Annotated in this window: 15 protein-coding genes; 9 read left to right on the top strand and 6 right to left on the bottom strand. The window is 61.0% G+C overall.

Annotation, left to right across the window (positions count from 1 at the left end):
* Positions 1–23 precede the first annotated feature (23 nt).
* The gene (locus NBG89_RS02310; RefSeq protein WP_431321542.1) at positions 24–1,181 is read right to left on the bottom strand and encodes a PA0069 family radical SAM protein; all 1,158 of its coding nucleotides are present in this window, start codon (positions 1,179–1,181) and stop codon (positions 24–26) included.
* Between the two features lie 137 nt (positions 1,182–1,318).
* Between NBG89_RS02310 and NBG89_RS02315 the strand changes: the two genes are divergently transcribed.
* Both NBG89_RS02315 and NBG89_RS02320 read left to right on the top strand, forming a co-directional pair.
* Positions 1,319–1,837, top strand: coding sequence for a glycosyl transferase (locus NBG89_RS02315; protein WP_431321543.1), 519 nt, complete (start codon positions 1,319–1,321; stop codon positions 1,835–1,837).
* Between the two features lie 186 nt (positions 1,838–2,023).
* Positions 2,024–2,341 carry a hypothetical protein gene (locus tag NBG89_RS02320; protein ID WP_088705084.1) on the top strand — a complete coding sequence of 106 codons (318 nt, stop codon included), beginning with the start codon at positions 2,024–2,026 and terminating at the stop codon, positions 2,339–2,341.
* Positions 2,342–2,370: 29 nt separating this feature from the next.
* Here NBG89_RS02320 and moaB read toward each other — a convergent pair whose 3' ends face one another.
* The 4 genes from moaB to NBG89_RS02340 form a co-directional block, all read right to left on the bottom strand.
* Positions 2,371–2,922: a molybdenum cofactor biosynthesis protein B gene (gene moaB, locus NBG89_RS02325; protein WP_431322758.1), complete on the bottom strand. Its 552-nt coding sequence runs from the start codon at positions 2,920–2,922 to the stop codon at positions 2,371–2,373.
* Positions 2,906–3,814, bottom strand: a complete 909-nt coding sequence (locus NBG89_RS02330) for a 4-(cytidine 5'-diphospho)-2-C-methyl-D-erythritol kinase (RefSeq protein WP_431321544.1) — start codon at positions 3,812–3,814, stop codon at positions 2,906–2,908. Before NBG89_RS02330 ends, moaB begins: the two co-directional genes overlap by 17 nt.
* A 6-nt stretch (positions 3,815–3,820) precedes the next feature.
* Positions 3,821–5,650 (bottom strand): tetratricopeptide repeat protein, encoded by a 1,830-nt coding sequence (locus NBG89_RS02335; protein WP_431321545.1) that lies wholly within the window; start codon positions 5,648–5,650, stop codon positions 3,821–3,823.
* A gap of 129 nt (positions 5,651–5,779) precedes the next feature.
* On the bottom strand, positions 5,780–6,796 hold the full coding sequence (locus tag NBG89_RS02340; protein ID WP_088694589.1) for a polyprenyl synthetase family protein: 1,017 nt from the start codon (positions 6,794–6,796) through the stop codon (positions 5,780–5,782).
* A 108-nt stretch (positions 6,797–6,904) separates the two neighbouring features.
* On the opposite strand from NBG89_RS02340, the gene NBG89_RS02345 reads away from it, so the two are divergent.
* Together NBG89_RS02345 and NBG89_RS02350 are read left to right on the top strand one after the other, a co-directional pair.
* On the top strand, positions 6,905–7,132 hold the full coding sequence (locus NBG89_RS02345) for a DUF2007 domain-containing protein (RefSeq protein WP_088694588.1): 228 nt from the start codon (positions 6,905–6,907) through the stop codon (positions 7,130–7,132).
* A 7-nt stretch (positions 7,133–7,139) separates the two neighbouring features.
* Entirely contained in the window at positions 7,140–7,916 is a 777-nt protein-coding gene (locus tag NBG89_RS02350) for a tRNA1(Val) (adenine(37)-N6)-methyltransferase (protein WP_431321546.1), read from the top strand.
* On the opposite strand, the gene NBG89_RS02355 is transcribed toward NBG89_RS02350, so the two are convergent.
* Complete coding sequence (locus tag NBG89_RS02355; protein WP_088705088.1) at positions 7,913–9,253, bottom strand: Nramp family divalent metal transporter; 1,341 nt, start codon at positions 9,251–9,253, stop codon at positions 7,913–7,915. The two genes, NBG89_RS02350 and NBG89_RS02355, sit on opposite strands and share 4 nt — an antisense overlap.
* Positions 9,254–9,421: 168 nt before the next feature.
* Between NBG89_RS02355 and NBG89_RS02360 the strand changes: the two genes are divergently transcribed.
* From NBG89_RS02360 to aroA, 5 genes are all read left to right on the top strand, one after another.
* Positions 9,422–10,282, top strand: coding sequence for a S49 family peptidase (locus tag NBG89_RS02360; RefSeq protein ID WP_088705089.1), 861 nt, complete (start codon positions 9,422–9,424; stop codon positions 10,280–10,282).
* A 19-nt stretch (positions 10,283–10,301) separates the two neighbouring features.
* A complete protein-coding gene (locus tag NBG89_RS02365; protein ID WP_431321547.1) occupies positions 10,302–10,496 on the top strand; it encodes a hypothetical protein in 195 nt (64 codons plus the stop codon).
* A 77-nt stretch (positions 10,497–10,573) separates the two neighbouring features.
* The gene (locus tag NBG89_RS02370) at positions 10,574–11,533 is read left to right on the top strand and encodes a glycine--tRNA ligase subunit alpha (RefSeq protein ID WP_431321548.1); all 960 of its coding nucleotides are present in this window, start codon (positions 10,574–10,576) and stop codon (positions 11,531–11,533) included.
* Positions 11,534–11,627: 94 nt separating this feature from the next.
* Entirely contained in the window at positions 11,628–12,179 is a 552-nt protein-coding gene (locus NBG89_RS02375) for a LemA family protein (RefSeq protein ID WP_431321549.1), read from the top strand.
* A gap of 93 nt (positions 12,180–12,272) precedes the next feature.
* The gene (gene aroA / locus NBG89_RS02380) at positions 12,273–13,532 is read left to right on the top strand and encodes a 3-phosphoshikimate 1-carboxyvinyltransferase (RefSeq protein WP_431321550.1); all 1,260 of its coding nucleotides are present in this window, start codon (positions 12,273–12,275) and stop codon (positions 13,530–13,532) included.
* Positions 13,533–13,540 lie beyond the last annotated feature (8 nt).

Consider the following 13,540-nt stretch of genomic DNA (forward strand, 5'->3'; position numbering starts at 1 on the left):
CAACCATCCGCGAAGCTCAAATATCAAAGCAGCGAAAGCTGCACTCCGCTGCCATCGGGCGGAACGAAGAGATCATCCCGCAACGGCATGCTGCGGCGGGTCATGCCGAGTCGCTTCGTCGCCATCTCGAAACGGCGTGCAATCTGCCAGGCATAGGGTCCGGCACCTTTCATTCGCTTGCCGAACTCCGCATCGTAGTCCTTGCCGCCGCGCATCGAGCGGACCAGCGCCATGACGTGGCGGTAGCGGTCGGGATAATTTTGCAGCAGCCAGTCGCGAAACAGCGGCGACACTTCGAGGGGCAGGCGCAGGATCACATAACCCGCCTCTGTCGCACCCGCCGCGTGCGCCGAATCCAGAATGCGCTCAAGCTCGTGGTCGTTGAGTGCCGGAATCATTGGGGCAGCCATCACCGATGTCTGGATTCCTGCCTCGGAAAGCGCGCGGATGGCCTCCAGCCGACGCGTCGGCGTCGAGGCGCGGGGTTCCATGGTCCGCGCCAGCCTTCGGTCGAGCGTCGTCACCGACAGCGAAACACGGACAAGGTTCCTCTCCGCCATCGCCGAAAGAATGTCGAGGTCGCGCATGATCATTGCCGACTTGGTTACGATCGAAACCGGATGGTTTGCCTTTTCCAGCACCTCGAGAATCTGCCGCATGATGCGCCATTCCTTCTCGATCGGCTGATAGGGATCGGTATTGGTTCCGATCGCGATGACGCGTGGCTTATAGCCGGGCTTCGCCAATTCGCGTTCCAGGAGCTTCGCAGCATCCGGTTTGGCGAAGAGCTTGGCCTCGAAGTCCAGACCGGCGGAAAGGCCCATATAGGCATGCGTCGGTCGCGCAAAGCAGTAGATGCAGCCATGCTCGCAGCCGCGGTAGGGGTTGATCGAACGGTCAAAGGGAATGTCGGGCGACTCGTTGCGGGTGATGGCCGTTCGCGGCTTTTCGATCTGCACCTCGGTCTTGAACGGCGGCAGATCCTCAACGTTCTGCCAGCCATCGTCGAACGCCTCGCGACGCAGAGCTTCGAAACGCCCGCTCGGATTGAGCCCGGCCGCGCGCCCCCGGCGCCGGTCCACATCGATCCGCAGACCGGCAGATACGATCATCGCATCGGCAATATCTGCCGTGTTGGCAGGCGCAAATGCGGCCTGCCCTGCAAGGGACTGCTCGTTCATCGGATTCTCCGCTGGCGGAAGCTTTGCTTCCCACCGTTTTGATGATTAAATTCCTATCGGCAAAATGAGAACAATGCAAGAACAAAATAAGGAAAGTGCCGCTGGCAAATTTTTGTGCGGCGCTTTATGAATAGGCAATGTTGACTGTTGTACTTGAATGCCAGGATCAGGAGCCTGAGCTGGCGCAGACGTTATCGGTGTTGGTTGCAGGCGCAGTGGAGGGGCTTGTCAGCGACGTCGTGGTGCTTGACCACGACTCGCGAGATGGGACGTCGAGGGTGGCCGACGCCGCCGGCTGCCGCTTCCATTCGCAATGGGATATCAAGGACATCGTGCGCTCGGCGCGGGGCGAGTGGCTGCTTTTCGTCGAGCCGGGAGCGCGACCGCAGACCGGCTGGATCGACGAGATTGCCGAGTACATGGCTCTGAACAAACTGCCGGCGCGCTTCACCGCTTCGCGAGGATATCGACGTCCTTTCCTGCAGCGCATCGGCCGGGCCTCGCGGCCGCTGGAGCTTGGCCTTCTCCTCCCCAAGAAGCAGGCATTGGCCGCGGCAAGAAGCGGAATGCGCCTCTCAGAATTCGCGAAAGGGCAAAAGCTGCGTAAGCTTTCCAGCGAACTGATTCCATCCTGGGTCGCGCGCGCCGCACGATAGCGGCGTGTCATGCTCTCTCACTTCCCTGCAAATGATGGCGCCCGATACAATTTTGCGCTATAATTCGCACATGGCGCCGCCCGAGCGCCTCGCTTCGTGACGGTCGACCATGGAATGCCGGCAGACGGCAGAACAGGTCAGCGGAAGTCTCCTCTTCTGCCGGTTTTCGGCAAAAGGAGGTGCGTCATGAAACGCAATATGATCCGCGGCCTCTTCTTGGCCGTCATATTGACGACATCGATGATCGCGCATCCGCATTCGGCAGCATCGCAGATGATGCGCAGTTGCGCAGGCCGATCCGAAGTCGTCAATTTCCTCGACAAGAACTTTGCCGAGAGGCTGACGGCAGTCGGGTTGATCAACCAGAACGCCATGCTTGAGGTCTATGCCGCGCAGAGTGGCACGTGGACGCTGCTCATCACGGATGTTCATGGCGTGAGCTGCATCCTGCTGTCGGGTGATAGCTGGGAGTCGATGCCTGTTCTGCCGGGCATCGGTACATAGAACTGTAGGCAGTATGCCGGAGCAATCCGTTACTTGCTGGCACCGCGCTTCAAATGCTCATCGAGGCGCGGCATGATCTCCACGAAATTGCAGGGCATATGGCGGTAGTCGAGTTGCAATTTTAGTATGCCGTCCCAGGCATCCTTGCAGGCGCCGGGGGAGCCCGGTAGCACGAAAATAAAGGTCGCGTTGGCAACGCCCGCCGTGGCTCGGGACTGAATCGTCGAGGTGCCGATCTTCTCGTAGGAGATACGGTGGAAGACCGCCGAAAAGCCATCCATCTTCTTCTCGAAAAGCGGCTCCAGAGCTTCCGGCGTAACGTCGCGGCCGGTAAAGCCGGTTCCCCCGGTGGTGATGACGACGTCGATATCGTCGCGTTCGGTCCATGCCTTGACGCGCGAAGCGATCGCCTGCCGGTCATCGGGGACGATCGCGCGGTCAATCAACCGGTGACCGGCCTCCGTGATCCTGGAAACCAACGTATCGCCAGAACGGTCATCGGCAAGCGTCCGCGTATCCGAAACCGTCAGCACCGCAATGCCGACGGGAATGAAGGGGCGCGTTTCATCCAGTCCTGGCATCATGCCCTCCAGCGATCGTTTCCGTTGCTTCGAAATACCAGTCCGGCCGTTCGCTGTGAAGCGCGGTGGCCGCGTCTTCAGCCGCTGTGAGCGCGTCGAAGATGCCGTAGCAGGTCGCGCCGGAACCAGACATACGGACGAAGGAGGCGCCCTGCTTCTTGAGCATCGCCGAGATCTCGGCAATTTCCGGTAGCAGGCCCCGGGCGACTGGCTCAAGGTCATTGCGCATCGAGCCTAGCATCTCGAGCCAGGTCGAACGCGGCGTCATGTCGAGCGGCGGATTGGTCTTATTCGTCAGGCCTCGAAAAATCTCGGGCGTCGATACGCCTCTCAACGGGTTTGCCAGCACCATTGCAAAGCCCGGCATGTCGTCGACCGGCGTGATTTGCTCGCCAACGCCACGGGCGATCAGCGGTCTGCTCGCCAGGCACATTGGCACGTCGGCGCCAAGCCGAAGCGCGATCGCCTCGATCGTTGCGCGGGGAAGAGACGCGTTCCAGAGCCGCATCAGGCCGCGAAGCGTCGCTGCCGCGTCCGCGGAGCCGCCGCCGATTCCGGACGCAATCGGCAGGTTCTTCTGGAGATGGATGCGAATAGCGGGAGCAGAGCCACCCTCGCGAGCGATGGCCTCGCGGAGCGCATCCCGGGTCTTGAGGACAAGATTGTTGTCGCTGCTGACGCCAAGCGCCTCGGCGAAACGACCCGACATCACAAACTCGTCCTTATCTGCCGGCGTAAATTCCAGCTGATCGCCATGCCGGGTGAAGGTCACCAGCATATCGAGCAGATGGTAGCCGTCGGATTTCTGGCCCGTCACATGCAGGGCCAGATTGATTTTTGCCGGAGCCTCCTCGATGACGATCAAGTCATCGCGCATACTCGCTGCGGGCATCGCCTATCAGGACTTCTTGTCCGTGGGCTTCGGTTCGACCGGCGCCGGATCGGGCTGCTTCTTGTCAGCGGCCTTGGAGATGTCGGTATCCTGCGGCAAGCCGTTGGCGATCTTCTCCTTGATCTTCGGGATCTCGGATGCCTCGGGGTCGGAGCCGAGCGCACGGTTCCATTGGTAGACGGCCTCAAGCTTGCGTCCGACACGCCAGTAGGCATCGCCGAGATGATCGTTGATCGTCGCGTCTCCGGCCTTGATCTGTGCGGCCTTCTCCAATTCCTCGACCGCATCGTCGAAGCGGTTCAGCCGGAAATAGGCCCAGCCGAGAGAATCGATGATGTAGCCATCGTCCGGGCGCAGATCCACTGCCTTCTTGATCATCGCCAGCCCCTCGTCGAGGTTCCGGTTCATGTCGATCCAGGAATAACCGAGATAGTTCAGAACCTGTGGCTGGTCGGGGTTGAGCTCCAGCGCCTTGCGGAAATTCGGCTCGGCCTGGTCCCATTTCTTCAGGCGTTCATAGGCAATGCCGCGCTGGAAGAAGACGGTCCATGCGCCCTTGCCCGGCAGCGGACCGAGGACTTCGACGGCCTTGTCGTAGTTGTCGGCCATGGCGACATAGTCCTTCGCATCCGACAGCACGCTGCCATAGGCGAGGTAGCTGCGAATGTCCTTCGGATCGGAGGCGATCAGGCTCTGAAGGTGCTTGCGCGCCTCTTCAACCTTGCCGCCTTGTGCAAGAGCGAGACCCAACTGCAGCTCGGAGATGCGGCGCATCGGCGAGTTCTCGGGCACTTGCTTGTAAAGCGCGATCGCGCGGTCCATCTGCTCCTGCTTCTCAGCAATGCCACCGAGCATGACGAGCGTATCGGCGCTATCCGGATCGAGGGTCTTCGCGGTCTGCAGGTAAAGCGAAACGATATCCTCGGCGCCGTCGCGGTTCAGCGCGCCGCCGATGGAGAAGAGCACGCCAGCCGCGCCTTGCTTGGCGGTCTGGATCTGTTGTTCCTGCTTTTCGCCTTTTTCGATGCTCTGTCGCAGTGCGTTCAGCGGCGCGTAATTCGGCAGTAGGTTATCGCCGACGGAAATCGCGTCGAGTGCCTTCTGCTTGTTGCCCTGCGAGGCTTCCAGTCGGGCGAGAGCCATGACGGCGCGCATGAAGGTATCAGGAGCGGTCGCACCGCCATCCTTGTCGAGCACGGCGTCATTGAGGTTCTGGCGAGCAGCCCTGATGTCGCCATTCACGATCGCAATCGCGCCGGCATTGTAGGACTTGAAGATGCCGACCCAATCCGGTCCCTTCATCTTCTGGACCATGGCCAGCGCATCCTTGCCGCGCCCGGCGCCGACGCGAGCCCAAGCGGCGAGCAGATCGTTCATCATCCGGTCGAGATCGTTCGGTCCGCTGTATTTCAGGAGCGACTCGGCCGTCTTGTATTCGCCGCGACGAATGGCATCCATGCTCCGCACGATGGTGGTGATGCGCTCGACCGTCGGATCACCCTTCAGGTCGTTGGCGTATTTCACGCCGTCCTTGATGTCGCCGTTCAGAAGCAGCGAGATCATCAGGCGCTGACGGATTTCCGGATTGCCCGGCTCGATCTGTAACGCCTTCTTGTAGAGTTCAATCGCCGTCTCATAATCGTGATCGACGTCGGCAGTCCGGGCAGCCAAAAATGCGCCGGAGAAGCTCGTGACGCTATCCGGATCGAAGATCACCGTGGCGGCATCGTCCTTCTTGGCCGTCTCTTCGGCATTCACGCCGCCGAGCGCTGCCAGCGAGATGACCGCTGCCATGGCTGCGCTCGAAAGAAGACGGATGGCAAGTTTTTGCCGCATTAGAAAACCTCTCTAGTCGGGGCAGCCGGCCTCGTCCGACTGCAAATCAGTTGAAATGACTGACTCACAACAGGATGGCTTTTTTGAAGCGGTCCTGCAATAAATCAGTCCGCGATCAGTGACCGTCGATTAATTGACGCGCTCGATGCAGAAGTCGATGACTTCCATCAGAGCCGATTTCCATGCCGTGTCGGGAAGGGGCGCGAGCGCATCGCGTGCGATCGTGCCGTAGTGAACCGCGCGGGCAATGGTATCGTTCAGCGTGCCGTACTTGGTAATCAGGCCAAGTGCCTTTTCGAGATGCTGGTCGCTGCTTTCGCCGCCTTCGATGGCCTGCCGCCAGAAGGCGCGTTCTTCCTCGGTCCCGCGCCGATAGGCCAAGATGACCGGAAGCGTGATCTTTCCCTCGCGGAAGTCGTCGCCGACATTCTTGCCGAGATCGGCTGCCTTGCCGCCGTAATCCAGCGCGTCGTCGACAAGCTGGAAGGCAAGGCCGAGGTTCATGCCATAGGACTTCAGCGCGTTGCGGCCGGATTTTCCGGCATCGGCGACGATCGGGCCGACTTCGGCAGCCGCGGCAAACAAAGCCGCCGTCTTCGCGCGGATAACGGCGAGGTAGTCGTCTTCCGTCGTTTCCATGTTCTTGGCGACGGAGAGCTGCAGCACTTCGCCTTCGGCGATCACGCAAGCCGCCGACGAGAGAACGTCAAGCGCATCGAGCGAGCCGACATCGACCATCATGCGGAACGCCTGACCGAGCAGGAAGTCACCGACAAGCACGCTTGCCTGGTTGCCCCAGATCATGCGGGCGGTGGACTTGCCGCGGCGAAGGTCGCTCTCATCGACCACGTCGTCATGCAGCAGCGTCGCGGTGTGCATGAACTCGACCGATGTCGCGAGCTTGATGTGGTTCTCGCCCTTGTAGCCGAACAGTGCGGCCGACGCCAAAGTCAGCATCGGACGGAGACGCTTGCCGCCGGACGAGATGAGATGGTTGGCCACCTCGGGGATCATCTGGACGTCGGAACCGGCCTTGGAGAGAATAAGCTGGTTCACCCGTTGCATGTCCGCTTTGGTCAAATCGACCAGTGGCTTGACGGATGCCAGTTTGTTTTTGCTTTCTTCAAGCGGTATGACCACGCCCAACGACCCGGACTCCTGTTAAATTATTGAGTTCGACAATAGAAAGGGGCGATTGGCGCGGCAAGGGGTGAATTGTCGCGTCGCGCAAATTTGAAAGGGATTTTCCGGCAAATGCATGAACTTATTCGCGCCAATGATCCCGTGTTGCTCTCTTATGCGGAGAGTCTGCTCAAGGACGCGGGGATCCACTGCTTCATCGCCGATCAGGGCATGAGCATTCTTGAAGGGTCGCTCGGCATGCTGCCGCGCCGGCTCCTCGTCGATGATGAAGCAGCGGACCAGGCGCGGCGCATTCTCGTGGATGCCGGCCTCGGCGACGAACTACGCGCTCAAAAGTGAGCCTGAGATGACGGGACATGTTGCCGAGACGATCGACGCCTTTCACCGGGGACTGTTCCATGTGGTGCAGCCGAAGGGCAGGGGGCATCGCTCAGGCATGGATGCAATGTTGCTTGCGGCGCTCGTTGCCGACGATCGTCCGATCAAGGTGGCGGATCTCGGTGCCGGCGCAGGTGCGGCAGGCCTTGCAGTCGCGTCGCGGCTGCCGGCTGCCGAAGTTGTGCTCTTCGAGCGCTCCGGCGAAATGGCCGACTATGCGCGCCGCAGCATAGTCCTGCCTGAAAATGCGCATGTGGCGGGCCGCGTTTCAGTCATCGAGGCGGACGTGACGCTGAAGGCGAAGGCGCGAAACGAAGCCGGTCTCGTCGATGAGAGCTTCCATCATGTGATCATGAACCCGCCCTTCAACGATGCCGGCGATCGCCGGACGCCTGACGCCTTGAAGGCCGAAGCACACGCTATGACGGATGGGCTGTTCGAACGCTGGGTGCGCACGGCCGGGTCAATCATGATCCCCGGCGGGCAACTATCCCTGATCGCGCGGCCGGAATCGATTGCCGAAATCATCGATGCCTGCGGACGCCGTTTCGGCGGCATCGAAGTCACCGCGATCCATCCGCGCGAGGGCGAGAACGCCGTCCGCATCCTCGTCACGGCCATAAAAGGGTCGCGCGCGCGGCTTTCGCTGCGCGCGCCACTCATCATGCACGAGGAGGGGACGCATAAATTCTCCCCCTTCGTTGACGATCTCAACAACGGCCGGGCGGCTTATACCAGGCGCTAGCCAGTAACAAAATCGAACAGCAGCTTAACGTTCAGGCCGGCAATCAGGACCGCGATCACGTAGGCGATTGCGCTCAGCCAGCGCGGGGCGACTAGCGCGCCCATCTTCGCCTTGCTCGCCGTAAACATCACGAGCGGGAAGACGGCGAAGGAGAGCTGGAGGCTGAGTACGACCTGCGTCAGGATCAGCAGTTCCGCCGTCCCCTGGTCACCATACCAGATGGTGACGAAGGCGGCGGGAATGATGGCGATCGCACGGGTGATCAGGCGACGCACCCACGGCTGGAGCCTGATCTTCAGGAAGCCTTCCATAACGATCTGGCCCGCAAGCGTCGCGGTCACCGTTGAATTCAGGCCGCAGCAGAGGAGTGCTATGCCAAAAAGCGTCGGGGCGATTGCAAGGCCGAGCAAGGGTGAGAGAAGGGAGGATGCTTCGCCCAATTCCACGACATCCGTCTTGCCGTTGGCGTGGAAGGCCGCAGCCGCCAGGATCAGGATCGACGCGTTGATCAGGAGCGCGAAGCAGAGCGCAATGGTCGAGTCGATCGTCGCATAGGTCAGCGCCTCGCGCTTCTCCGGCACTGAATGGCCGTAGGCGCGGGTCTGGACGATGCCGGAATGCAGATAGAGATTGTGTGGCATCACGGTGGCGCCGAGAATGCCGAGCGCGAGATAGAGCATCTCGGGGTTGGAAACGATCTCGGTCGTCGGGAAGAAGCCCCGGATGACGGCGCCCCATTCCGGATCGGCAAGGAAGATCTGCACGCCAAAGCACACCGCAATGATGCCGAGCAGGGCGATCACGAAGGCTTCCACCCAGCGGAAGCCGATCTTCTGCAGGTAGAGGATGAGGAACACGTCCAGCGACGTGATGAGGACGCCGAGTTCAAGCGGAATGCCGAACAGCAGATTGAGGCCGATGGCTGTGCCAATCACTTCGGCAATATCGGTCGCGATGATGGCGATTTCGGCAAAGGCCCACAGCGGAACGGAGACGTATTTCGGATAGGCGTCACGGCAAGCCTGGGCAAGGTCGCGGCCGGAGGCGATAGCAAGCCGCGCACACAGCGATTGCAGAACGATCGCCATCAGGTTGGACAGCAGGGCGACGGTCAACAGCGCATAGCCAAACTTCGAACCGCCAGCGAGCGAGGTCGCCCAGTTACCGGGGTCCATATAACCGACCGCCACCATATAGCCGGGCCCGAGGAACGCGGCGATGCGGCGCCAGCGTGTTCCCTGTTTGTGCGTCTGGACGGAACGGTAGACATCGGAAAGCGATGCCTCTTCGCGCTCATGTCGCCAGCCGGTCTTTGCGTTCGGATTTACGATGTCCATGCAGTGTCCACCTATTATCAGTGCGACCAGTATGTCTGATTAGAATGATAATGCAAGTCATTCGCAACAAGAATTGTAAACCCGATGTTTTCTGCGGCAGGCATTGCGTTTGTCTCTGCGTTGCATACATGGAAGACGTTCCGCTGATCTTGTCGCAAAGGATGGAAAATGGCCGGATTTTTGAAGAGGTTGCTGCCGAAGCGTTTCCGCAAGGAAGGCGTGGTGATCCCCGTCGTCCGGCTGCACGGCCCGATCATGAGCGGCGGAAGCCAATTCCGGCCGACACTCAATCTTGCCTCCGCGGCGCAGGTCCTCGAAAAGGCCTTTAGCTTCAAGGATGCGCCGGCGGTTGCCATCTCGCTCAATTCTCCCGGCGGCTCCCCCGTCCAGTCGCGGCTTGTCTTCACTCGCATCCGCGAACTCGCGCGCGAAAAGCAGAAGAAAGTTCTCGTCTTCGTTGAGGATGTTGCGGCCTCCGGCGGTTACATGATCGCGCTCGCCGGCGACGAGATCATTGCCGATCCCACCTCCATCGTCGGCTCGATCGGCGTTGTCTCCGGTGGCTTCGGCTTTCCGGAACTGCTGAAGAAGATCGGCGTGGAGCGCCGCGTCTATACAGCTGGGGAGAACAAGGTGATCCTTGATCCGTTCCAGCCCGAGAAGGAAAAGGACATTGAATATCTGAAGACCCTGCAGCTGGAGATTCATCAGGTCTTTATCTCCATGGTTCGCGAGCGGCGCGCGGGCAAGCTGAAGAGCGACGATGTCGTCTTCTCCGGCCTTTTCTGGACCGGCACGCGTGGCCTTGAGTTGGGCCTGATCGACGGCCTCGGCGACATGCGGCAGGAATTGAAGCGCCGCTACGGGGCAAAAACCAAGCTCGAGCTGGTAATGCCCGCCCGCGGTCTTTTCGGAAGGCGCATTCCCGGTATATCGTCAGCCAACCTGGAGGGCGCCGGCGCCGGTCTTGCGACCGGACTTGTCGAGGCCGCCGAGGAGAAGGCATTGTGGAGCCGCTACGGGCTCTGAGGGAGTGAAGGCTGGCATCATGCCGCAACTGATAATCATCGTCGTTCTGCTGGTCGGAGCCTGGCTTCTCTACCGTCGCTTCATTGCCGATGCGCAGCGGCTGGCCGAACGATCCCGCCGTGCCGAGAAGGAGCGCCAGACGGGCGCCATCGGCACCCTGGTCAAGGATCCGGTCACGGGCGAATACCATCTGAAGAAGGACGAAGACGAGTAGGCCCGCAAAAGCCTTGACCCGTCTGACGCGGCGTGGCACCTGTCCGCGCACTTTTGTACGAATTCGGAAGTCGTTCCATGTCTGCAGCAATCCCCGATCACATGAACCCGAAGCGCTCGTTCCAGGCGCTGATCCTCACGCTCCACAATTACTGGGCGGACAAGGGTTGTGCGGTGCTGCAGCCTTACGACATGGAGGTCGGTGCCGGCACGTTCCACCCGGCAACGACGCTTCGCGCGCTCGGCCCCAAGCCGTGGAAAGCTGCCTATGTGCAGCCGTCACGCCGCCCGTCGGACGGCCGCTACGGTGAGAACCCGAACCGCCTGCAGCACTACTATCAATATCAGGTCATCCTGAAGCCGAACCCATCGAACCTGCAGGAGCTCTATCTCGGCTCGCTGGCCGCGATCGGCCTCGATCCCTTGCTGCATGACATCCGTTTCGTCGAAGACGACTGGGAAAGCCCGACGCTCGGCGCCTGGGGTCTCGGCTGGGAGTGCTGGTGCGACGGCATGGAAGTCTCGCAGTTCACCTATTTCCAGCAGGTCTGCGGCATCGAATGCTCGCCTGTTTCAGGCGAGTTGACCTACGGTCTGGAGCGCCTGGCGATGTACGTGCAGGGTGTCGACAACGTCTACGACCTGAACTTCAACGGCCGCGAAGGCGACGAAAAGATCAGCTACGGCGACGTCTTCCTGCAGGCTGAGCAGGAATATTCACGCCACAACTTCGAATATGCCAACACGGAAATGCTGCATCGGCACTTTATCGATGCCGAAAAGGAGTGCCAGGCGCTTCTCGCTGCCGGCGCGCCGGGCGACAATGCCAATCAGCTGCTGCACAAGTGCGTCTTCCCGGCCTACGACCAGTGCATCAAGGCGAGCCATGTCTTCAATCTGTTGGATGCTCGCGGCGTCATCTCGGTCACCGAGCGTCAGAGCTACATTCTGCGGGTGCGGACGCTAGCCAAGGCCTGCGGCGAGGCCTTCCTGTTGACGGATGCCGGCGGCGTGAACCTCGCAAAAACTGCCGCTTGAGGAGCGGCAGTCCGCCACGATAATGCGGGATGACAATCTGCGGTAACCCGCATAGTCTCCCGACATATTTTCGGTCGTTGCGGGGGATTCGCGAATGTATGTTATTCTTGGTCTTGTCGTCCTCATCGCGCTCTATGCCGTCTTCATCTACAACGGCCTGGTTCGCGCACGGCAGATGGCCGAGGAAGCCTGGTCCGGCATTGACGTGCAGCTGAAGCGCCGCGCCGACCTGATCCCCAACCTGATCGAGACGGTCAAAGGCTATGCCGCGCACGAGAAGACGACGCTCGAAGAGGTCGTTGCCCTCCGAAACAAGGCGCAATCGGTTCCGACGGGCGATGTTGCGGGCCGCGCCCAGGCGGAAGGCCTGCTCGGGCAGGCGCTGGGGCGTGTGCTGGCGCTCGCTGAAGCCTATCCCGACCTGAAGGCGAACGAGAATTTCCGCGAGCTGCAGACCTCACTCGAGACGATGGAAAGCGAAATCCAGATGGCCCGCCGCTACTATAACGGCGCCGCGCGTGATCTGAACGTCAAGGTCGAGAGCTTCCCGTCCAATCTCGTTGCTGGCCAGTTCGGCTTCCAGAAGCGTGAGTATTTCGAAATCACCAACGAGGTGGATCGCGCCGTCCCGACGGTAAAGTTCTGACATCCGCCATTTGCCTTTGCGTAAAAACTGCTATGAGCAGGGCATGATCGTGGCCTGACATGGCCTTCGCGCAAAGACGGAAAAGACAAGATAATGAGTAAAGACAAGCTCACAATCATCCCGCCGGGCAAGCCACTCACAGGCCGCGCCGTCCCGCCCGGCTCGAAGTCGATTACAAACCGTGCGCTGCTCCTGGCAGGTCTCGCCAAGGGCACCAGCCGCCTGACCGGCGCTTTGAAGAGCGACGACACGCGCTATATGGCCGACGCCCTCCGCGCTATGGGCGTCATCATCGAAGAGCCGAATGATACGAGCTTCGTCGTCACGGGCAGCGGCGAGCTGCTGCCGCCGCAGGTGCCGCTTTTCCTCGGCAACGCAGGAACCGCGACGCGCTTCCTGACCGCCGCCGCCGCCCTGGTGGATGGCACCGTCATCGTCGATGGCGACCAGCATATGCGCAAGCGCCCGATCGGCCCGCTTGTCGATGCATTGCGTTCGCTTGGCATTGACGCGTCGACCGAAACCGGCTGCCCGCCCGTCACCGTCAAGGGCACCGGCCGTTTCGAGGCGAGCCGCATCCAGATCGATGGCGGCCTGTCGAGCCAATATGTTTCGGCGCTGCTGATGATGGCTGCCGGCGGCGACAAGCCGGTGACGATCGAACTGCTCGGCGAGGATATCGGTGCGCTCGGCTACATCGATCTGACGACGGCGGCGATGCGCGCCTTCGGCGCCAAGGTCGAGAAGACGAGCCCCGTGACGTGGCGGGTCGAGCCGACGGGCTACACGGCGGCCGACTTCGTGGTCGAGCCCGACGCTTCAGCCGCGACCTACCTTTGGGCGGCCGAAGTGCTGACATCCGGCAAGATCGACCTTGGCGTTGCAAACGGCGCGTTCACGCAGCCGGACGCGAAGGCCTATGATCTGATCGCCCAGTTCCCGCATCTTCCGGCCGTTATCGACGGCTCACAGATGCAGGACGCGGTTCCGACCTTGGCCGTTCTTGCAGCTTTCAACGAGACGCCGGTTCGCTTCGTTGGCATCGCCAATCTGCGCGTCAAGGAGTGCGATCGCATCCGGGCCGTCTCGACCGGCCTGTCGCAGATCCGCCCGGGTCTCGCTCATGAGGAGGGCGACGACCTGATCGTCCAGTCCGATCCATCGCTTGCCGGACAGCGCCTGCCTGCCAACATCGACACCTTCGCCGACCACCGCATTGCGATGAGCTTTGCGCTCACCGGCCTGAAGATCGCAGGCATCACGATCCTCGATCCGGACTGCGTCGGCAAAACCTTCCCGGCCTATTGGCGGACGCTGGCAGGGCTTGGCGTGACCTATGCCGACGAGGGCTGACATTATCT

Source organism: Rhizobium sp. YTU87027, from assembly GCF_050644135.1.
Taxonomy (GTDB): Bacteria; Pseudomonadota; Alphaproteobacteria; order Rhizobiales; family Rhizobiaceae; genus Rhizobium.